The organism is Streptomyces himastatinicus ATCC 53653, assembly GCF_000158915.1.
In the GTDB taxonomy this organism is placed as follows: Bacteria; Actinomycetota; Actinomycetes; order Streptomycetales; family Streptomycetaceae; genus Streptomyces; species Streptomyces himastatinicus.
The window spans coordinates 5054522-5073538 of sequence record NZ_GG657754.1; the positions used below are offsets into that span (position 1 = coordinate 5054522).

The 19017-nt window shown below is 65.3% G+C and carries 19 protein-coding genes, 1 tRNA gene and 1 pseudogene; 10 read left to right on the forward strand and 11 right to left on the reverse strand.

Going from position 1 to position 19017, the window contains the following annotated elements; all coding sequences use genetic code 11:
- Nucleotides 1-998 (forward strand): FG-GAP repeat protein (locus SSOG_RS21165; RefSeq protein ID WP_009716278.1); only part of this gene is annotated, 998 nt, incomplete at its 5' end.
- Between the two features lie 138 nt (nucleotides 999-1136).
- Nucleotides 1137-2144 (forward strand): Yip1 family protein, encoded by a 1008-nt coding sequence (locus tag SSOG_RS21170; protein ID WP_009716279.1) that lies wholly within the window; start codon nucleotides 1137-1139, stop codon nucleotides 2142-2144.
- 44 nt (nucleotides 2145-2188) lie between these two features.
- Here SSOG_RS21170 and SSOG_RS21175 read toward each other — a convergent pair whose 3' ends face one another.
- Both SSOG_RS21175 and dcd read right to left on the reverse strand, forming a co-directional pair.
- The gene (locus SSOG_RS21175) at nucleotides 2189-2686 is read right to left on the reverse strand and encodes a phosphoribosyltransferase (protein WP_009716280.1); all 498 of its coding nucleotides are present in this window, start codon (nucleotides 2684-2686) and stop codon (nucleotides 2189-2191) included.
- A gap of 6 nt (nucleotides 2687-2692) precedes the next feature.
- Nucleotides 2693-3268, reverse strand: coding sequence for a dCTP deaminase (dcd, locus tag SSOG_RS21180; RefSeq protein ID WP_009716281.1), 576 nt, complete (start codon nucleotides 3266-3268; stop codon nucleotides 2693-2695).
- A 565-nt stretch (nucleotides 3269-3833) separates the two neighbouring features.
- Here dcd and SSOG_RS21185 point away from each other — a divergent pair.
- A tRNA-Gly gene (locus SSOG_RS21185) sits at nucleotides 3834-3907 on the forward strand.
- A 41-nt stretch (nucleotides 3908-3948) separates the two neighbouring features.
- Here the strand turns inward: SSOG_RS21185 and SSOG_RS21190 are convergent.
- The 3 genes from SSOG_RS21190 to SSOG_RS21200 form a co-directional block, all read right to left on the reverse strand.
- On the reverse strand, nucleotides 3949-4530 hold the full coding sequence (locus SSOG_RS21190; protein ID WP_009716282.1) for a flavoprotein: 582 nt from the start codon (nucleotides 4528-4530) through the stop codon (nucleotides 3949-3951).
- Between the two features lie 70 nt (nucleotides 4531-4600).
- A complete protein-coding gene (locus SSOG_RS21195) occupies nucleotides 4601-5380 on the reverse strand; it encodes a GntR family transcriptional regulator (protein WP_009716283.1) in 780 nt (259 codons plus the stop codon).
- Nucleotides 5377-5919, reverse strand: a complete 543-nt coding sequence (locus SSOG_RS21200) for a GntR family transcriptional regulator (protein ID WP_009716284.1) — start codon at nucleotides 5917-5919, stop codon at nucleotides 5377-5379. Before SSOG_RS21200 ends, SSOG_RS21195 begins: the two co-directional genes overlap by 4 nt.
- 162 nt (nucleotides 5920-6081) lie before the next feature.
- Here SSOG_RS21200 and SSOG_RS21205 point away from each other — a divergent pair, with 162 nt between their 5' ends.
- Both SSOG_RS21205 and SSOG_RS21210 read left to right on the forward strand, forming a co-directional pair.
- Nucleotides 6082-6480, forward strand: coding sequence for an ATP-binding protein (locus SSOG_RS21205; protein WP_039938247.1), 399 nt, complete (start codon nucleotides 6082-6084; stop codon nucleotides 6478-6480).
- Entirely contained in the window at nucleotides 6477-6773 is a 297-nt protein-coding gene (locus SSOG_RS21210) for a hypothetical protein (protein ID WP_009716286.1), read from the forward strand. The genes SSOG_RS21205 and SSOG_RS21210 overlap by 4 nt, the downstream gene beginning before the upstream one ends.
- A gap of 10 nt (nucleotides 6774-6783) precedes the next feature.
- Here the strand turns inward: SSOG_RS21210 and SSOG_RS21215 are convergent, their stop codons facing one another.
- From SSOG_RS21215 to SSOG_RS52460, 5 genes and pseudogenes are all read right to left on the reverse strand, one after another.
- Complete coding sequence (locus tag SSOG_RS21215; protein ID WP_009716287.1) at nucleotides 6784-7743, reverse strand: IS481 family transposase; 960 nt, start codon at nucleotides 7741-7743, stop codon at nucleotides 6784-6786.
- A gap of 438 nt (nucleotides 7744-8181) precedes the next feature.
- Nucleotides 8182-11019 carry a DNA methyltransferase gene (locus tag SSOG_RS51930; protein ID WP_110092151.1) on the reverse strand — a complete coding sequence of 946 codons (2838 nt, stop codon included), beginning with the start codon at nucleotides 11017-11019 and terminating at the stop codon, nucleotides 8182-8184.
- 386 nt (nucleotides 11020-11405) lie between these two features.
- A pseudogene (locus SSOG_RS56170) lies at nucleotides 11406-11825 on the reverse strand (hypothetical protein); the annotation flags it as partial.
- Between the two features lie 88 nt (nucleotides 11826-11913).
- Nucleotides 11914-12858 (reverse strand): TIR domain-containing protein, encoded by a 945-nt coding sequence (locus tag SSOG_RS48690; RefSeq protein ID WP_167542501.1) that lies wholly within the window; start codon nucleotides 12856-12858, stop codon nucleotides 11914-11916.
- Nucleotides 12821-13177 (reverse strand): hypothetical protein, encoded by a 357-nt coding sequence (locus tag SSOG_RS52460; RefSeq protein ID WP_154685963.1) that lies wholly within the window; start codon nucleotides 13175-13177, stop codon nucleotides 12821-12823. The genes SSOG_RS48690 and SSOG_RS52460 overlap by 38 nt, the downstream gene beginning before the upstream one ends.
- Nucleotides 13178-13403: 226 nt before the next feature.
- On the opposite strand from SSOG_RS52460, the gene SSOG_RS58470 reads away from it, so the two are divergent.
- A protein-coding gene (locus SSOG_RS58470) for an IS630 family transposase (RefSeq protein ID WP_425385400.1) occupies nucleotides 13404-14479 on the forward strand; the annotation gives its coding sequence in 2 pieces (ribosomal slippage) (nucleotides 13404-13850 and nucleotides 13853-14479; 1074 coding nt in all).
- An 846-nt stretch (nucleotides 14480-15325) separates the two neighbouring features.
- Here the strand turns inward: SSOG_RS58470 and SSOG_RS21245 are convergent.
- Nucleotides 15326-15862, reverse strand: coding sequence for a DUF5994 family protein (locus tag SSOG_RS21245; protein ID WP_009716292.1), 537 nt, complete (start codon nucleotides 15860-15862; stop codon nucleotides 15326-15328).
- 264 nt (nucleotides 15863-16126) lie between these two features.
- Between SSOG_RS21245 and SSOG_RS21250 the strand changes: the two genes are divergently transcribed.
- The 4 genes from SSOG_RS21250 to SSOG_RS21265 all read left to right on the forward strand — a co-directional run bounded on the left by SSOG_RS21250 (nucleotide 16127) and on the right by SSOG_RS21265 (nucleotide 18814).
- Nucleotides 16127-16690 (forward strand): DUF5994 family protein, encoded by a 564-nt coding sequence (locus SSOG_RS21250; RefSeq protein WP_009716293.1) that lies wholly within the window; start codon nucleotides 16127-16129, stop codon nucleotides 16688-16690.
- Nucleotides 16691-16694: 4 nt separating this feature from the next.
- Entirely contained in the window at nucleotides 16695-16928 is a 234-nt protein-coding gene (locus SSOG_RS21255; RefSeq protein WP_039938255.1) for a hypothetical protein, read from the forward strand.
- 79 nt (nucleotides 16929-17007) lie between these two features.
- The gene (locus tag SSOG_RS56175) at nucleotides 17008-17268 is read left to right on the forward strand and encodes a hypothetical protein (RefSeq protein ID WP_009716295.1); all 261 of its coding nucleotides are present in this window, start codon (nucleotides 17008-17010) and stop codon (nucleotides 17266-17268) included.
- A 301-nt stretch (nucleotides 17269-17569) separates the two neighbouring features.
- The gene (locus tag SSOG_RS21265) at nucleotides 17570-18814 is read left to right on the forward strand and encodes a PP2C family protein-serine/threonine phosphatase (protein ID WP_009716296.1); all 1245 of its coding nucleotides are present in this window, start codon (nucleotides 17570-17572) and stop codon (nucleotides 18812-18814) included.
- Nucleotides 18815-19017: the final 203 nt, after the last annotated feature.

Genomic DNA, 19017 nt, shown 5'->3' on the forward strand with positions numbered 1-19017 from the left:
AGGCCAAGCGCACCCGCGCCACGGTCCGGACCGTCCCGTACATCGCCTGGGGCAGCGCGGGCGGCCCGCCGCACGCCCGCTCCGCCGCCCGCGTCCGGCTCACCGGCCCCACCGACTCCGTCGACCCCCAGCGCCCGACCGTCGGCGACTTCAACGGCGACGGCCACCACGACCTGGCGCTGGTCCGCGCGAACCGCCGCTCGTTCCTCGTCCTCTACGGGCCGTTCAGCCGCGCGGGCAAGCCCGCGAAGACCGTGCCGTACCGCAGCCCGTTCCGCGGCGGGCACGCCGAGATCGGCGACCTCGTCGCCGACCGGATCCGCGGCGACCGTCCCACCGACCTGGTCGTGCACGGGCTCAGCGCCGCCGCCCAGTCCGGCTCCATCCTCCTGACCGCGGGCCCGCGGGGGCTGCGCCACACCGGGCGCGCGCTGCGCGAGGGCGACTCGATCGCCTTCGGCGACTTCGACGGGGACGCCCGCCGGGACGTCGCCGTCGGCGCCAGCGGCACCCGCGCCGACGAGGGCGGCGACGCCACGGAGAAGCCGGACATCGGCCGCACGGTGAGCGTCTACTACGGCACCGCCACGGGCCGCTACGTCCGCTCCTCCCCCTCCCTCCCGGTGCCCGGCATGTCGGGGATGATGATGGCCGCCGACACCGACGGCAACGGCGCCGACGAGCTGGCCGTCCCGCTCGGCTCCGGCGGCGCCCGGATGCTGGCCCCGCGCCCCGGGCGCCTGGCCACCGCCCGCCACACCCTCGCCCGCACCGTCCCGGCCCGGATGGACGGCAAGGCCGTACGCGAGGACGAGCGCGCCGCCCGGCTCTACGGCGCGGCGGACTTCGATCACGACGGCAAGGACGAGATCGTGCTCGCCTGGGGCCCGGGCATCGCCTTCTCCCTGTACGGCGAACGGCCCGAGCGGTGGTGGATCACGAACGGCACCTCCGACAAGATCAAATTCTCCAGCAGGCCCTTCGCCGGGGGCCGTTAGCGATCGGGGAGCACCAACCGGAGGCCCGCACGGGGGACAACCCCCCAGGGTCCCCCTAAGGGATGTCACAGCTCGGCAGCAATGCCGGGCCTGTCCCCTCGCTCCGGCACCCCACCCTCCGCGACCGGGTACGTTCGAATGGTGGCTGGATTCAGGATCGGACGCGGACGGGACTCCCACTCCGCGCAACAAGGGCAGCAGCAGCGACCGCAGCAGCCGCCGCACGGGTCGCAGGACCCGTACGGCCGGACGCAGCCGCAGTGGCAGCAGCCCGCTACACAGGGAGAGCCGGAGTACTTCGGCAGCCAGGACCCGTACTACGGCCCCGGCGGCGGTCCGGGCCCGGACCAGGGCTACGGCCCGGGCGGGGGACAGGGCGGCGGTCAGGGAGGCGGGTACAGACCGGGACCCGGCAGGCCGGGCGGACCGGGCGGTTCCGGCGGCCCCGGCGGCCCTGGTGCGTACGCCGACAACAACGCCGGCCATACGCAGGCGTTCAGCGTGGGCGAGGCGCCCGACGCGTACGACCCGTACGGCCAGGGGCCCGGTTCGTACGACGACGGCAGCACCTACCGCGCCGGCTCCTCCACCGCCCCGCCCGCCGGACCCAGGCTGCACTGGAAGCAGCTGCTGAGCGGCATCGTGCTGCGCCCTGCGGGCACCTTCTGGCAGATGCGCGACTACACGGTGTGGGTCCCGGCCCTCATCGTGACCTTCGTCTACGGTCTGCTGGCGGTCTTCGGCTTCGACGACGCCCGTAAGGACGTCCTGAACGCCCCGATGGCCAACAGCATCCCGTGGATCCTCAGCGCGGGCGTCGCCGTCGTGATCAGCGCCCTGGTGCTCGGCGCGGTGACCCACACCCTCGCCCGCCAGCTCGGCGGCGACGGCACCTGGGGACCGACGATCGGCCTCTCCATGCTGATCATGTCGATCACCGACGCGCCGCGGCTGCTGTTCGCGGTCTTCCTGGGCGGCGACAGCCCCCTGGTGCAGGTGCTGGGCTGGGCGACCTGGCTGGCGGCGGGTGCGCTGTTCACGTCCATGGTGAGCAAGTCGCACGACCTGCCGTGGCCGAAGGCGCTGGGCGCGTCGGCGATCCAGCTGGTCGCGCTGCTGTCGCTGGTGAAGCTGGGAACCCTGTAAGCAAGGGGCCCGGACCCGGGCCCCTTTACTTCTTACGCTCCTTCTTACGCGTCGAGCACCTGCCCGTCACGCCGCACGACGGGCGGCTCGACACTCCAGGGGAAGTTGATCCACTGCTCGGTGCGCTTCCACACGTACTCGCACTTCACGAGCGACTGCGACTTCTCGTAGATCACGGCGCTGCGCACCTCGGCGACGGTCCCGAGGCAGAAGTCGCGGACCAGCTTCAGCGTCTTGCCGGTGTCCGCGACATCGTCCGCGATCAGCACCTTCTTGTCGGAGAAGTCGATCGCGTTGGGCACCGGCGCGAGCATCACCGGCATGTCGAGGGTGGTGCCCACGCCCGTGTAGAACTCCACGTTCACCAGGTGGATGTTCTTGCAGTCCAGCGCGTACGCCAGCCCACCGGCGACGAAGACCCCGCCGCGGGCTATGGACAGCACGATGTCCGGCTCGTACCCGTCGTCCGCGATGGCCTGCGCCAGCTCGCGGACGGCCGTGCCGAAGCGCTCGTATGAAAGGTTCTCGCGCTCCTCACCCACGGCCGGTCACACCTTCGTCCGGTGGAAGTTCTGGAACGACCGCGAAGGCGTGGGCCCACGCTGCCCCTGGTAGCGGGAGCCGTACTTGACCGAGCCGTACGGATGCTCGGCGGGCGAGGTCAGCCGGAACATGCACAGCTGCCCGATCTTCATCCCCGGCCACAGCTTTATCGGCAGCGTCGCGACGTTCGACAGCTCGAGCGTCACATGGCCCGAGAACCCCGGGTCGATGAACCCGGCCGTCGAATGCGTCAGCAGCCCCAGCCGCCCCAGGCTCGACTTCCCCTCGAGCCGCGAGGCGATGTCCACGGGCAGCGAGACCACCTCGTACGTCGAGGCGAGCACGAACTCCCCCGGATGCAGGATGAACGCCTCATCCCCCTCCGGCTCCACCAGCCGCGTCAGATCCGGCTGCTCCACCGCCGGATCGATATGCGGATAGCGATGGTTCTCGAAGACCCGGAAGAACCGGTCCAACCTGACGTCGATGCTCGACGGCTGCACCATCGCCGGGTCATACGGATCGATCCGCACCCGTCCGGCGTCGATCTCCGTCCGGATGTCCTTATCTGAGAGAAGCACGGAACGAGGATACGCAAACCACCCCCGCCCCATGGCGCGGGCCCGGCCCCACCGCACATCCCATGACGTGGGCCCGGCCCCACCGGGGACCGGGCCCACGCCCACGATCTTCGTTCGACTACCGCAACTACCCGCTGCCCCTACGGTTCCTACCGCTCCTCGCGCCCCACCGGCACCGCATGCCGGAGCCTGGCGCAACGCGGACACCGCAGCAGCCGCCCGGGCCCGATGCGGTCCACCGTGAGGTGCCGCATCGGGAACGACGAGGTGCTGAACACATGCCCTTCGGCACAACGGACGACGGTGCGCTCCATTGAGTCCCTTCCCCATAAACGTGGACGACGCGGACGACAAAAGCCACATTAGGGGATCAACCGCACACCGCTCCACGCGGCACTCCGCCCCCCACGGTACGCCCCAACTCCCCCACCCCCACAGCACCTTCCACCACTCCACCCACCTGACATCACCCCCGAAAAGCACGAAAACCCCACAGCGAATGCGCCGGGGGTCAGCCATGGGGTACAGTGAGCGACGATGAGGCACCGAGCAATCGGCCCCTCTCGCGGGTGTAGTTTAATGGTAGAACATGAGCTTCCCAAGCTCAGAGCGCGAGTTCGATTCTCGTCACCCGCTCCATACGAAAGCCCCAGGCCAGCGGCCCGGGGCTTCTTTGTTGTCTAGACCTCTCTCGGCGTCTCGCGCCCGTTTCGTGCCCGCTCCGTGCCAGAACGCAGCGCGGGTGTGAGAAGCTCCACCGCTTGCTCCCACCGGAACCGGTCGCAGCCTCCGCCCGCCTTCGGCTGGTGTGGTTCGTAGTCGGCGATGAGCACGCCCATCTCGCGCAGCCGTTCCAGGCTCTGCCGGTAAGCGGGGTGCGCGGCCTGGGCGGCGTTGAGGTAGGGCAGGGCGGCGGTCGGGACACCCATGCCGTACGCCTCGCACAGGATGCCCACGGCCAGGGTGTCCGAGATCCCGGCGGCCCACTTGTTGATCGTGTTGAACGTTGCCGGGGCGACCGCGATCGCGTCCGGAGGTGGGAGTGACCGCGGGTCGCCGGGAGAGCGCCAGGCGGAGCGGATCGGATAGCCCGTCTGGGCCTCGACCGCTTGGGCGTCGATGAAGCCCAGGCCCTGCGGCGTGGCGATCACACCCACGTCCCAGCCCCGCTCCTGCGCCGCGTTGATCAGCTTGCCGACGTCATCGGCGATCCCGGCCGCACAGACGACGACGTACAGGAACGACTTCTTCCGCTCACTCACGCGGGGGCTCCCAGTTTTCGGCTGAAGTGGTGCAGCTCAGACGGGTCGGCAGGTCCTTCGTGGCCCGCAGTCAGGAAGGGGTGAACTCGTACCGCAGCTCATAGAGGTGACCGGCCTTGGCCATCACCGTGGCCTCGATGGGGCGTTCGTCGTCGCTGTACACCACCCGCAGCGTCCGTAGCACGGGAAGATTCCCGGGCAGGCCGAGGACCGTGTACTGCTCCTGAGTGGGCACGCGGGCGGACACCTTGTCGACGCTGAGGCGGGGCGGGTAACCCAGCTCCGCGAGGAGCGCCGGGGTGCCGCCCTTGATCTTGCGGCGGTCCATCATCGCCGTGCCGCGGGCCAGTTCGAGCGGGTAGTAGGACTTCACCAGCTCCACCGGCTCGTCGTCCATGAGCAACGCCTGCGCCCGCAGCAGCGCCAGGCCGTCCTCCGGAAGGCGCAGCGCCTCGGCGACATCGGCGGGCGGCCGGACCTCGGCCACGTCCAGGAGTCGGCTGCTCCCGCGCGTCTGATGACTGGCGGCCTCACTGATCCACCGGTACGGATCACCGGGCGCTGCCGCAGCCATGTACGAGGCGGGGCGCATGGTGCGCTGCCGATGCTCCCGCACGGTGACGGCCGCTCCCGCGCGACCCACCGCCAGGCCCTCGTCCTTCAGCAGTTGAAGCGCCTTCTGCACGGTCGCGTTCGACGCCGAGAACCGCTCCTTGAGCTGTGCGGTAGACGGCAGGTTCGCGCCGGGGCGGAGGTCGCCCGACATGATTTCGTCCCGTAGATCGGCGGCGATCCGCTCGTGCAGCGACCGCCGGTCGACGGCGTTCTGTTCGGCCTTGGGCACGGTCATCCCATCGTGAGTTCGTAGCGCAGACGCTGCCGGTGGGCGGGCATGGTGATCAGGTCGGCCTGGATGGCCCGCTCGTCCCCGTCGAGGACCACTCGCTCCAGCCGCAGCACGGGCTCGACGGCAGCGGTCTGCAACAGCTCCCGCTCTTCCTCATCCGGCATCTGGGCCGTCACATCTTCCTGCACGCGCCGCCCTACGTAACCCAGCTCAGCGAGCAACGCCACCGCCCCGCCGCGGATCTTCGTGGTGCCCGCGAGCGCGGTCCCGGCTGCGATATCGGCCGGGTAGTAGGAGTCGGTCAGCTCGCACGGCTGCTCGTCCAGGTACAGGATCCGCCGCCGCACGACGACCCGTTCCCCCTCCGCAAGCCCCAGCAGCCGGGCCACCGCCTCCGGAGCGGGCACTTCCCCCGCCCCCACGATCCGCTGCGTGCCCCGGCGCCCGCGCGCTGCGGTCTCCTGCCCCCACACATCCCCCTGCCCTCCGGCAGCCGGTCGCAGATAAGGCATCGAGGTACTGACCCAAGCGTCGCCAGACACCGAACCCCTCCTCAAGCTTGATCGGACTCGCCAACCTTGCCGCTTTACACAGTAAGCGACCCCATGGCCACCGCCCTTGAGACTACCTTGCCACCTTTCATGAATAGCAATAAGGTGACCTCAATCTCACAGCACGCTCTGAGGCGGTGACCGGCCGTGCACTTGACGGGCCAGCAGTTGTTCACGCGGCGCAAGCCATCCATCCAGGCAAGCCGACAGTTCGTGACCCGAACACTCTCCGAGTGGGGCTACGTCGATCGCTTAGACGAGATCGAGCTCTGCGTATCGGAACTCGCGACCAATGCGCTCCTCCACGGCGTCCCGCCCGGCCGGCTGTTCCGGGTGCGCATCGAGGCCACCGAGGAGGAGGTACGCATCGAAGTACGCGACTCCGGCCCCGGCCGCCCCGTCTCCCAAGCCCCGCGCCCCGACAGCGAACACGGCCGCGGCCTCCTCCTCGTCGCCGAACTCGCCGACTCCTGGGGCGACATCGAGCACACCGTGGGCAAGACGGTCTGGTTCACCGTGAAGTCGACGCCGGTCACAGGCCACACCGAATGACACCGCGCCCTCACAACAACGGCAGCCGGGACCTGGACCAACTCCACCGCGCCGAGATCACCGTGGCCATGAACTGGGTGATCCGCACCTGCCAGGAGATCATCCGCGACCACTGCCACAAGACCTTCTGGGTCCCCACCGGCACCTCAACCGGCACCACGCCGACCACGGACCACCTCATCAACTCGGCCCGCACCGACGTGCTCAACAGGCTCCGTCACCAGATCGACGGCGCGGAGACCATCATCAGCATCGCCGAGCACGAACGCGCCAAGCGCCAGCTGTGCCACTGACGATCACCGATTACGCCTGGGTCGTGGTCTTCTGCTTGAGGCGTTCGTAAGGGGTGTGGCCGCCGAGGCCGCCGTGGGGGCGATGGTAGTTGTAGTAGTCCTCCCACTCGCGCAGCTTGTCGTTGAAGACCTCGGCATCGTCGATGACTACGCCGTCGAGCAGGCGGTAGAACTCCTCGGCGTCGATGCGGTGAGAGCGTTCGACTTTGCCGTTCAGCCGCGGAGTTCGGGGCTTGATGTAGGTGTGGGCGATGCCCTTGTCGAGCACGTGCCAGTGGAACGCGGACTGGAACTCGGCGCCGTTGTCGGTCTGGATGACCTCGACCTGGAACGGCAGGCGCTGAAGGACGTAGTCGAGGAACTGGACGGCGGTCTTCTGGTTCAGCTGCGGGTAGATCCGCAGGATGCGCAGGCGAGTGCAGTCGTCGATCGCGGTGAACTGGTAGTACTTGTTCCGCCCACCACGCCTGCCCTGGGCTGTGTTGGCCAGGGGCTCGATGAACTTGACGTCAATCTGGACGCGGTGGCCGGGCAGCTGCTTCTCGTACCGCTTCCATCGGCGGTCGTGGCGCTTGTAGCGCTGCGAGGCTGGCAGGCGGCCCATGTCCAGCCGGTTCAGGATCCGCCACACGCCCGACTTGCTGATGGTGACGTCGTGGTACCGCTTGAGGTACATCGCGATCTTCTCCGGGCCGAAATGGTAGTTCTGCCGCAGGTAGATGATCTTCCCGACCACCTCGACATGGGTCGCGTTCGGGGATGTCTTCGGGGCCTTGGAGCGGGTGCGCAGGCCCTCGACGCCCTCGGCCTGGTAACGGCGGTACCAGGTGTAGTACGCCTGCCGGCTGATCCCGAAGTAGCGGCAGGACATCGCGACGTTCCCGGTGACCTCTTCGACGTGGCGTATCACCGCCAGGCGCCGCTTGGCCTCACGGTCAAGCGGCGGGGTGGTGGGGCTGGACTTCAGCATGTGGATCTCCGTAGTGATCGGAGACCCAGGTGTCAACGGTGATCGTCAGTTTTAGAGCACCAAGCGCAAGCAGTGAGTTACAACCTTCTCTACGGGTTCAAGGCGGCTCGCTTCGCTCCCCGCGCGCGGCCCGGCCCCCGGCCGGGCCTGCGCTCCTGTCTCCGCCCCGCTCCAGCCCGGCCGCCGCCCGTGCTGCGCGCACAGCAGACAGCCGCCTGATGTCAGAGAAGGGGTACGTCGTGGCTGGGGCCGGTCGGCTCCACGGCTTTAGGCAGCCACTTTGGGGCGAGCCTCTAAGATCATGGCCCCAACGTCGTGCTTTAACGGGCAGGTCCACAGACTGCCCGACGCGCCGGAAGCTTACGGGGCCATGATCTCTCGCCCCAAAGCAGCTCCAGCCCAAAGCCGCTCCGCCGACCGCGCTTCCAGGCATCCCAATCACCCCACAGGGGGTGAAATTCGGTAGTCCGTCACGCGGACGTCCATGTGTCTTGCGGACTTAGGGCCCCAGACCGCTGCCGTTTCGCTCGCAAGTGCCTGATTGAGTGCATACAGCTGAGCGAGCTTGTCCTCGTCGGGCGCGAAACCGTAAGCTTTTCGTACGGCTTCATCGAGTTCCGCATGCAGGTCCCGCAAATCATTCTTTCCAGGTCGTTGCAGCGATGCATATTGAGCTTCAAGAGGAATGCCTCTCTCGTAATGCCGTTGCCGCAACTCAAGTAGTCGCGCCGAGACCTCCACGATCTCCTTAACCTGATCGCTAGTTGGCGCTTGCGGCCACGGGAAGCTCGCCCAAACAGTCGATGAGGTGTAGCGCGGATCAGATTTGAGGTACGAGCACCGAGCCCGCACCCAAACCCCGTGGTAATCGCTACTCAAGATACCAAATGAGTAGTCGTCATCAAGCGAGAAGACGGTCATCGAGTCACCCGGATGGACAGCGTAGTCCACAAAAGAAAAGACTGTTGGCCTATTGACACTGGCGTGACGTGACGTGGCGAGGTATCGGTCAGACTGAGCCAGCGCGTCGAGCATTTCCGTTCGGCGATAGGCGAGTTTCCACCAGCGGGCTAGGAAGTTCGCGTGATGCTTGTTCACTCGGGCCTTCGGGTTGGCACGCAGGACCTTCTTGTTACGCGCCTCCTCCTTGGCCGCCGCCTCTTCTCGCTTCGGCAATACCCAATCTTCGAGGTATTTCATCATATTGGGATAAGAGGACCGCGCTTCGAGAGAGTCATCGAGGCCGATGTCAATTACCCAGCGATCAATAGCGGTATTGCGAAGCATCTCTCGACCACCCAGGAAAGGATGGATGACCTTTACGCTGCTGCCCGCCTTAGCCAGAGTTCGCTTACCTTCTCGATCGAGGATGAACCCCTTACCCTTAGTCATTCCGGGAGTCTGCCCTTCGAAGCAAACCTGAGGAGAGGTATTTGCCTCAATATCCTTGGCCTTGCGGACGTCGAAGCCAGGGCGGAGCGTGGGCGAGATTTCCTTTACCTCAAGGCGCAACTGATCACTTAGCCAAAGGATTTTAGGAGTCACATCGACCCCCTTGCTCCAGTTGACAATCGAAACATGCACCTGCGCATCGCCTGACCAGCGCTGGCTGGATACTGCCTCGAAAATGTGGCCCCCATTAGCCTCGATGTAATCAAGGCTTGACTTCCGCGAGTCGTTCTCACGGATCGACTTAGTGGCAACCAGGCCCGCGCGTCCCCCCGGAGGTAGGTGGGCATGAGCCTTGGGGAACCAGTACGTGACGAAGTCCGAAACCCCCGAGATGTTCGGATATTCGCGACTCAGCAGCTGACAGTATTCCGCCCCCAGATCATCGATCATGCCGCGACGCCCAAGGAACGGTGGGTTACCGACGATCGCGTTCGCCTTAGGCCACTCAGAGAACAGAGCGTCAGCAGCCACGATCGTGCCGCTCAAGTTGTCGAGAGGAAGAACCTCCTGATGATCTCCAAGCTCATCGGTCGAGAGTTTTTTTGCCAACATCATGGTGACCTTGGCGACCTCAACCGCGAAAGGGTTGATGTCGATCCCAAAGAAGTGGTCTGTTGGCACGTAGGAGATAGATTGCTGTCCAACGTGGCGACCGCGCCTACGTTCTGAGATCAGGTTCTGGATCTCGTGTTCAATCCTGCGTAGTTCTCTGTACGCGACGTAGAGGAAGTTTCCTGACCCGCATGCGGGATCCAGGACTGTGTAACTGCTCAACTCCAGGAGAAGTTTCTCAAGTTCAGGGATGGCCCCTGCCTTCGAAATGCGTTCTCGCCACGGATTAACAATCACAGGGCCGACAATCTTGGCAATATCTGTCTGGCTCGTGAAGTGGGCTCCCTGGGCGTGGCGCTCACTTTCCTCCATGGACCCTTCGAAGAGGGTCCCGAAGATCTCCGGCCGCACAGCGGACCAGTCAGTCTCGCATGCTCGCCGAAGATCGTCCAATTCGTCGTCTGTTAGCTCAACTGGATATACCTCCGAAAACAGTCCGCCGTTGAAGTATGGAGTCCCCTTATAGCGTCCGGCCGGCGTAGGGCCAGGCGTGTTCATCTCACGGAAGAGGCCGAATAGCAAGTCATAGGCATCACTGCCAGACGATGAATCATGTAGAGCCCGGGTGAATAGGTGCTCGGGGAGCATGCCTATGTCTTCAGCGAACATTGCCATGACGGACTGGAGGGTGAAGACTTGCGCTTTCAGGCGAGGGACTCCCCGGCCGTGGATTTGTTTGAATACGCGGGCCACATCGGCAGCCGCTTCTCTCGTTACGGCGACGAGGTCGTTACGAAAGACGGGGCTTTGCTCAATTGGGAACAGAAAGGCGAGCGCATCGGCTCTCTGTGGCAGATCGCCCAGCAGCACACGGTCTACCGGCTCATCAAGTTGCTGATCGAAGTCGTAAATCCAGAACTGATCAAAGTTGCACAAGATCACATATCGAGGTCTATCCGGGACGGCCTGAACCCAATAGTCAAAAGCCTGTCGGTAGTGTTTCGACAGGTCTGTGTCAGCACGCTTCATTTCGATGAGACAGCGCGGCTTCCACATGAGATCTGCAAAGGCAGTGCCTTTCTGATCTCGCTGCTTGATACGCATTTCTAGAGTAGCCCCGGCCTCGCGTACACCTTCATGCCCTAGGGCGCGAAAGAACCGATCCAAATAAACCTGGGCTTCACCCTTCTCGTCCCCTGAGAGATGTTCCTGTCGGTAGCGCACGAACTCCGCCAGTCGCGACCGAAGCGCATTGGATTGCAGGCTCACCATGCACGTAGGTTACGGCCTCGTGGGCCTTTAAGTCGTTAGGTCGGTGCAGGTTCCCGCGCTGGCACGTTGCGTTCGGAGCGGGACGTACGTTCATCGGCGCAGGGCCGGGTTGTCACGAGAGGTGATGAATCAGTCACCGGATCGGGCCGCAGCAGGACAGCGCCGCCATAGGCTGCGGAGACTGGCAACGCACTACAGGGGCACCGCCAACCCTCAGCGTCGTGGGCGGAGCAGGCCGCGCGGCCCAGTGACCGAACTCCCAGTGCGGGTGGTTACAGAGCAGCACCGCTGACGGCAACGACGGCAGACGGAGGCGACACTCAGCAGCCCAGCACGGTGCCGACGTACTCCGATCGGACGGCCCCACAGAGGCTTGCCCGCATCTTCTAATCGCCTGGTCTTGTGTCTCGGCTCGCCGCAGCGGCACGGAGCCAACCGGCGAGCGCGGAGAAGTCGGTCTGCGAGGCCTTTGGTCGGGTCGACGCAATGAAGGAGTGACGGCCCAGGGTGTGGGGTAGCGACCGGAGGGGGTTCATGGCGCTGATCTCGTCGTCGACCCAGATGAACGGCTGGCGGTTGGCCCAAGGGACAAGGTGGCGGGACTTACAGTGCAGGCTGCGCGGGCTGTCGTCGGTGCAGGCGTCTGGCCACTCCACGACCGGCAGCCTTGGCAGTCCGAGGCGTCGTGGAGCAACGGCCTCGTTCGCATCCTCCATCCGGGTCGAGGCTCAGACGAGCTGACAGCTCAGGTCCATGAGTCGCGGTCCGAGGCTGGGGTTAAGCCGCCCAAGCAGCGGGTTTCCCTGAACGAGGGACATCGGGGAGTCGGACGACCCAGCGACGGCCCGGCTGACAGATGATAAGAACAGACCAGCGAGCCGTGTGGAGTAGGTGTCAGGTTGCGACCCTTTCGTCAAAGCTACCCACGCTAATCCAGTCCCGACCGCTGTCGTCGACCAAAAGATCAGCGCTACGCAAGGCATCACGCAGATCCAAGCGCGCCTGCTGGCTACCGTTGAATCGAACGACATGCCTCCCAGATACGTCTGAAAATGGGCGGACCGTTCCAATCTCGACAATGATCGTGTGATCTCGGTCGAGGGCATCAGCAATTCCGGCCTCATAGTACACGTTTGGTCGAGCTTGATGATCTACAGCAGTTGCAGGAATAACCTCTTTGGCCAGTTCGGGGCGCAGCTCTACCAATTCATCCGGCGTCAATAGAACAACCACTGCGTCAGACAGTCGCATACCTGCCATGACTATGTCGCCAATGTAGGGTGCGCCCTGCTTAAGACTCGATTTTGCCTGAGACCACTCGACCGGCTCGAGGCTGAGAGCTCGCAGGAATGTGCGGATATCGCTGGCGATCTTTTCGTGGCGTCCGTGGATGAGAAATACCTTTTTGCGACTTCCGCGGATCGTTCGCGGATTATCACCTGCTTCAGACATTTCACTATCTTTCTGGCTCGTCTTGCGCTCTTCGGATGATAGTGCGTGATTTACCCATGCCATTGCATGGTGGTTTATCGCTTCCGCGACTGATGAGTTGAATTGTGCGTACAAAGCCTTGCGGATCTCGATGGCTTGCTGGGATTCGGTCCACTCTTCCCAGCGTGCAAGCTCGATGCGCTTAAGGGCGGAGTAGAGGTTGGCAACCTTCACCCTTTCCTGGTGAAGGTGTTCAAGGCCTCGTTGGTATTCATAATCGGCCCGTTCGCGTGGATCTTCTTGCTCCCGCCTCAAGGGCGTGAATTTTTCGAGCCAAGAGGTTTTTCTCTCTTTTGCAGAAGCGGCACCCTCAAGGGCCATCCGCGCCTTCATCTCCTCTTTCGCCACTCTCATTTTTTTTTAGTTCTCGTTCCTCATCCTCAGCGCTGCTGAGTTGCCTGGCGGCAATCTCCTCCAGATGTGCATAGTCTGGAGAACGGCTTCGGAGGAAGTCGCGTAGAGACTTCTCGAATTGTTCCATCGCAGATGCATAGCCTGCAATGTTCTTTGATATCTCGGGCAGGAGAAACCCGCGCCAATCGAGAACGTTGCCTCGCAGTTCTGATATTGTCTCGCCCGCAGTTTCCTCTCGCAACCGGGCGAGGGCGCGAATCTTCGGGCCCACAATTTCATTATGCGCGACCTGGATGTAAATATCCTCGAACATGCGCGCACACTCCCCTCGTAGATTGGAGGAGCTCTCTTCCGACACTAGCGATACTCCAACGTGCCCGCGAGTGCAGGTTCGCGGGCCTGTTCAGGAGGCGGTCACGGTGCGATTAGGGAATGTCCGACGATCCGAACCCGGCGGCCTACTACAGGCTGCTACTGACTTGTAATGCGTGATGTCGTGGGGTGCTGACAGGTCGTGATTGTCGCGGTACACCAGGGTCATGAGGTACGCGCAGGGTGGCGGGCTGACTGCCGAGCGGAGGGCTTTTCGCGAGCAGATCCGTCTGGATGCGGGCGAGATGTTCGCGGCTGGTAGTGACAACGTCGAGGTGGCGAAGATGCTGCGGGTGCATGTGCGCTCGGTGCAGCGCTGGCGGCGCGAGTGGGCCGAGCGGGGTAAGGCGGGACTGGTCTCGAAGGGGCCGGCGTCCCTGCCCAAGCTCAGCGACGAGTTGTTCGTGAAGCTGGAGGCGGCGCTGGCGTTGGGGGCGGTGGCGCACGGCTGGCCTGACGAGCGCTGGACGCTCGCGCGGATCCGGACACTGATCGGGCGGATGTTCCACAAGAGCTACACCGGGCCCGGGGTGTGCCTGTTGCTGCACCGGCACGGCTGGTCGCCCCAGGTTCCGGCTCGCAGGGCGGTGCAGCGCGACGACAAGGCGGTCGCGACGTGGGTGAAGGAGACCTGGTCGGCCGTGGAACCACCGCGGCGGCGCTCGGCGCCTGGACCGTCTTCGCCGACGAGGCCGGGTTCTCGATGACGCCGCACACCGCCCGCACCTGGTCCCGCAGAGGCGTCACCCCGGTGATCCGGGTCAACGGCGGCAGCAGACGCCACCTGTCGGTGGCCGCTCTGTGCTGCTACAAGCCCGGCGAGCGGCCGCGGTTGGTCTTCCGGCACACCGGTGACCGGCGGGCCGACGGTCGTAAGGGCTTCTCCTGGAAGGACTTACGGGACCTGCTCACAGCCGCCCACACCCAGCTCGGCGGACCGATCGTGCTGGTCTGGGACAACGTCGGCCTGCACCTCAGTCGCGCGATGCGCGCCTGGATCACGGCTCGGGACTGGCTCACGGTGTTCCAGTTGCCGGCCTATGCACCGGACCTCAACCCCGTGGAGGGGATCTGGTCCAGCCTGCGGCGCACCAGCCTGGCCAACATCGCCTTCGCCGATTACACGCACCTGGTCACCGCAGTCCGCCGGGCCCTACGCCAGATCCAGTACCGGCCCACCATCATCACCGGCTGCCTCATCGGCACCGGCCTCGCCATAGGCCCTGGCGACATCACGCATTAATCCTCAGTAGAGCTCCTCTTCGCGCCGAGGCCCGACGACGAGGACAGCACCAGCGAGCGACATCACACGTAATACTGGGTTGATCAACGCAGCACGTCCCCATCACTGGTAGTCACCGCGCGAGGAGCCGTGCCAGATACGTGCCAGATACGTGCCAGAACGAGCGGTAGACCACGGTCAACAGCGGACACCAGGAGCCCTTACCCAAGATCGCTAAAGGTATCGTTTACGCAGGTCAGCGGGACGATCAACCGTAATGGGTCGGTGATTCCCAAGCTCAGAGCGCGAGTTCGATTCTCGTCACCCGCTCCACGCTAAAGGCCCAGGTCACAGACCCGGGCCTTGATTGTCGTCCAGACCATCCCCTCTTCATCGACGGCACATTGCCCTATACGTGCCCTGCTGATGGGGCACGTATAGGGCACGAACCTTGGGGCCACCGAGATCGAGGTCTCGGCAGAGTCGCCTGCGGCCCCGTGACCTGCTCTTCGGCAGCAGCCCCGGCATCGACGCCCTGAGCCTGGCGCGCCCTTTCCAGACTCGCGCTCACCAGATGTGCGCCCCATCATGCTTCGCCTCGCCCGGCCCGCCCTTCCCCATCACGAGTGGGCGGGCTGAACGGGGCGGCTACGCCGTTCGATCCGCCTGGACGGGCGCAGAGCCGCACCAGAATGCACCGACGGTGGCACGGGCAAAACCGCGCGCCAAGGAGGCGCGTTTAGCCGTCATGGGCCCAATGCAGCGGCAACCAGGAAAAGTTCGCGGCCGACCTTTCATCAGAGGGGTGACGTCGGTGCCTTACTGGACGTCAGCAGGCTGTGGCTATGGTCGCGCCGCAAGGAGGCGTCAGGACGTGCCGCGGCGTTCCGGGCCTGTCTGCGGGCCTTCCTCGGCGATCGGGCGGGCCCGGCCGCCGGTGCCGGTGCCGGTGTCGATGAGGATCTGCTTGGCCTGCGCGATGTTGTCGACGCGGATGGATCGGGCCATCGCCGTGCGTGCCGCGTCGGGCGTCGCGTGCGGCGGGATCACCAGCAGGGAGAAGAGGTCTTGATCGCTTCGGGTGATGAGGATGGTGTCGTCGCCAACCGGGAACGAGTCGATGTGCACGATGCGGTCGTCGATGATCATTCGTGTCGGCAGTCCTTCCCAGGCGTCGGAGTCCAGGCCGACGCGCGTGACGGGCCCGAGGTGCTCGGTCAGCGCGCTGACCAAAGCGGGAAGCTCGGCGCCTATGTCGCGGGAACGCGGCCACCACGCACCGTCGAGGATGCCCTCACGGGTATGTGTCGTCGCCAACCGCAGCAGGGCTGTTCCAGGTTTCACAGCATGGTGGATGGCGTCCGGCAGAAGATTCGCTTCACGCGGGGTGTCGGCGTCGGACATGGTCTGCTCACCCTCTGCGGGGTTCGGTGGACCGCCGGTTTCACCGTACTCCGAGAGCCCACGACCAGGCTCAGCCGCGCCCCGTGGATCCGGACCCGGGTTACCGAAGAAGTGGCTGATCACGCGGTGGCTCAGCGGGGTCACGCCCCGGAGTACAGTGAAAACACCGGGAGCACTTCGCACACCGGCTTCCCCGCGGGTGTCGTTCTTGGCGAGCAACAACACCGGGACGTTGCAAGACGCGCCCGGGGACAGGTCCGCGCCATGACCGTGGCCATCGACCGTACGACCACCAATGAGCGCGTGCCCTCGCCACCGGTTCGCTTGTCACTGGCCACGGCCAGCCCGGTTCCAGGTGCTCTGGACGGTGCGTGGTGGCCCCGCTCCCGCGATCTCCTCCGTGAGCTGCCCGCCCTGACAGACGTGCTGGACGCACGCTGGGGCCGGATCACGCGGGTCTCCGTGAACCCGGCCCACTGGCCCGTGATTCCGCGCAAGGTGCCGACGACCGGGCACACGGTGAACGTGGGCTGGTTCACCGATGAGCAGGACCCGCATAAGTTGATCCTGCTGTCCTACGCCGCAGGCCGCTGGGACCTTCTGGTGATCCCGCCGGAGACGAGTGCGGCAGCAGCCGCCCGGCTGATGGCCGCCGCGGCCACCGTCGGTGGCCTCCTCACCGCCAGCGGTCTGATGGCGAGCGAATCCGCCTTCCGTGAGGCCGGGGAGGATCTCAGCCGGGAGGAGGAGTGGGAGACCGATGGTGGGCCGCCTCAGTGGCGGCCAGAGGCCGAACCCGACCGGAATCCTTTGCTCCAAGGGAGGTGAGGATGTGGAGACCGTCATCACCGTGTCCGTGATCATCGCCATGATCACGCTCGGGGTGCTGCTGATCCACCTGCTCAATGGCCAGCACAACGAGCGGATCGCAGCATTCCACTACAGCGATGCCCTGCCGGGAGTCGGCCGACGGAGCCGGAAGAGCCGACAGCCGGCCAGCCCGCCTGATCACCCGCCGCCCCCTCCTTACCTCGAACACCGTGGCAGGGCCGCGAACGACGCATGACCCTCTCTCCACCGGGGCCGGTGGGCACGAAGCGAGGCCCCACGCCCACCACCACGTCTTCCTGATGAACGAGGTCACCATGCAGCCACCGGAACCACCCTCGGCAGGGCGCGCCGAAGTGCGTATCGTCGCCGCGTCCCCCGAGGTCGCCCGTCAGGTTGCGGAGGTACTCCGTCGTTGCTTCGACGGCACCGAACAGCGGAGCTACCCCGCCGGCGCGGAAGGCGGAACCCGCCTCCATCTCACCGTGGACACCACTCACACGGCAGAGCCGGCACGGTCCTGGCTGGTAGCAAGCCGGTCCTCCGGGCAGAACCGCACGCAGACGGACGAAGCCTGAAGTGATGCTCCTCCGCGGGTGCGGGCACATCGCTCACGCCCTGTATCCGCGTCGACGGAAGAACTCCCGGCGCCGAAAAGTCCCTCATGCCGGAAAGGTGCGCCAGGCATAGCATGGTGAAGGGGCCGGTTCACTCTCACGTGCGACCGCCCCGAAAGGGCGGCCCCGGTGTTTCTGCACCGGGGCCGTTGTATCGGGGAGCTCCCGATACGGAAGGGCGGAGGAGGCAGCAGGAGTGAAATGCGGCAAATAACACAAAAGCTCGCCTCGTGTGAGGGCGGTGCGGCGAAACGAGGTCGCCATGACAGAAGGCGAAGCGGACTTCCGTAAAGTCACGGTGGATCGGTCAGAGGGATTCGGTGAGCGGCTGCTGGGCTTGCTGCTGGACCGGGCTCACGAGATGCCGCCCCAGCTGATCGCCCCGCTGGTCGCGGAGGAAGTGAGCAGGATCGGCGGGCGGGACGTCTCGATCCTCCTTCAGGACTACGACCAGCTGATACTGGCTCCCCTGCCGGGCATGAGACTCGTGACCGGGGAACCCGAGCGGATCGACGATTCTCAGGCCGGCAGGGCTTTTCTGAGCACGACGACGGTGGAACAGCCGCAAACCGATGGCGTACGGATGTTCCTGCCGCTGCTGGACGGCAGCGACGAGGTGGGGGTGCTGGCCATCACCCTGAGCAGCGTCGATGACGACGACCGGCGGCTGCTGCGGCGCCTCGCCGGCCTGGTCGCCGACATGCTGGTCACCAAGAACAGCTACACCGATCAGTTCTTCCAGGCCCGGCGCCGTGAGCCGATGACCCTGGCCGCGGAAATCCAATGGTCGCTGCTGCCCCCGCTGACCATGATCACACCGCAGGTCGCGGTGGCCGGAATCCTCGAGCCCGCCTACGAAGCCGCAGGTGACAGCTTCGACTACGCCCTGAACGACAACATCCTGCACATGGCCATCATCGATGCCATGGGCCACGGGCTGGACGCCGCCGTGCTGGCCACCGTCGCCATCGGCGCCTACCGGCATGCCAGACGCGCCGACGTCGGACTCGCCGAGCTGTACACGTTCATGGACACGGCCATCGACGAGCAGTTCGGGCCCGACCACTTCGTCACTGCACAGATGATGCGCCTGGATATCGGAACCGGCCATCTGCAATGGGTCAACGCCGGGCACCCGGCGCCCCTGCTGATCCGCGACCACCGCGTCATCCAGGCGCTGGAGAGCCCTGGCACCCTACCCGTCGGCTTCGGCGGCGCCACTCCGCAGATCAGCGAGCAGGCGCTGTCCCGCGGCGACCGGATCCTCTTCTTCACCGACGGTCTCGTCGAGGAGCATCGCACCGGCGAAGAGCAGTTCGGCGAGGAACGGCTGCTCGACTTCGTGAACCGCGCGAGGTGCGAGGGTGAAAGCGTGCAGGAGATGGTGCGCGGCCTGTCCCACGGCTTGATGCGAGAACGCGGCGGGGTCACCACCGACGACGCCACGCTCTTCCTGGTCGAGTGGTGCGGGGGAACCGCCGACCATCTCGCCACGATAGAGATATGACCAGCAGGCTCGCCCCTGGCGCTCGGCTGGCATCTGCAAGGCCGGCCTCGACGAGGTGGGCTTGCAGGCGATGCAGCTCACTGAGCCGACGGAAGTGAAGAACCTTCTGCGCATCCGCTGGCTCCGTGCCCTATCCATGCCCTTCGCAGCAGTCAGCAGCGGTCAAGAACGGGGCGATCAAGCCCACCCCCACACGCCCTGCT

What these genes read in the sequence shown, in the direction of transcription:
- SSOG_RS21170 (WP_009716279.1), top strand. Translation starts at nt 1,137, where the DNA reads ATGGTGGCTGGATTCAGGATCGGACGCGGACGGGACTCCCACTCCGCG.
- SSOG_RS21195 (WP_009716283.1), bottom strand. Translation starts at nt 5,380, where the DNA reads ATGACCGTGCCCAAGGCCGAACAGAACGCCGTCGACCGGCGGTCGCTG.
- SSOG_RS21210 (WP_009716286.1), top strand. Translation starts at nt 6,477, where the DNA reads ATGACACCGCGCCCTCACAACAACGGCAGCCGGGACCTGGACCAACTC.
- SSOG_RS21215 (WP_009716287.1), bottom strand. Translation starts at nt 7,743, where the DNA reads ATGCTGAAGTCCAGCCCCACCACCCCGCCGCTTGACCGTGAGGCCAAG.
- SSOG_RS51930 (WP_110092151.1), bottom strand. Translation starts at nt 11,019, where the DNA reads ATGGTGAGCCTGCAATCCAATGCGCTTCGGTCGCGACTGGCGGAGTTC.
- SSOG_RS52460 (WP_154685963.1), bottom strand. Translation starts at nt 13,177, where the DNA reads ATGTTCGAGGATATTTACATCCAGGTCGCGCATAATGAAATTGTGGGC.
- SSOG_RS21245 (WP_009716292.1), bottom strand. Translation starts at nt 15,862, where the DNA reads ATGTCCGACGCCGACACCCCGCGTGAAGCGAATCTTCTGCCGGACGCC.
- SSOG_RS21250 (WP_009716293.1), top strand. Translation starts at nt 16,127, where the DNA reads ATGACCGTGGCCATCGACCGTACGACCACCAATGAGCGCGTGCCCTCG.
- SSOG_RS56175 (WP_009716295.1), top strand. Translation starts at nt 17,008, where the DNA reads ATGCAGCCACCGGAACCACCCTCGGCAGGGCGCGCCGAAGTGCGTATC.
- SSOG_RS21265 (WP_009716296.1), top strand. Translation starts at nt 17,570, where the DNA reads ATGACAGAAGGCGAAGCGGACTTCCGTAAAGTCACGGTGGATCGGTCA.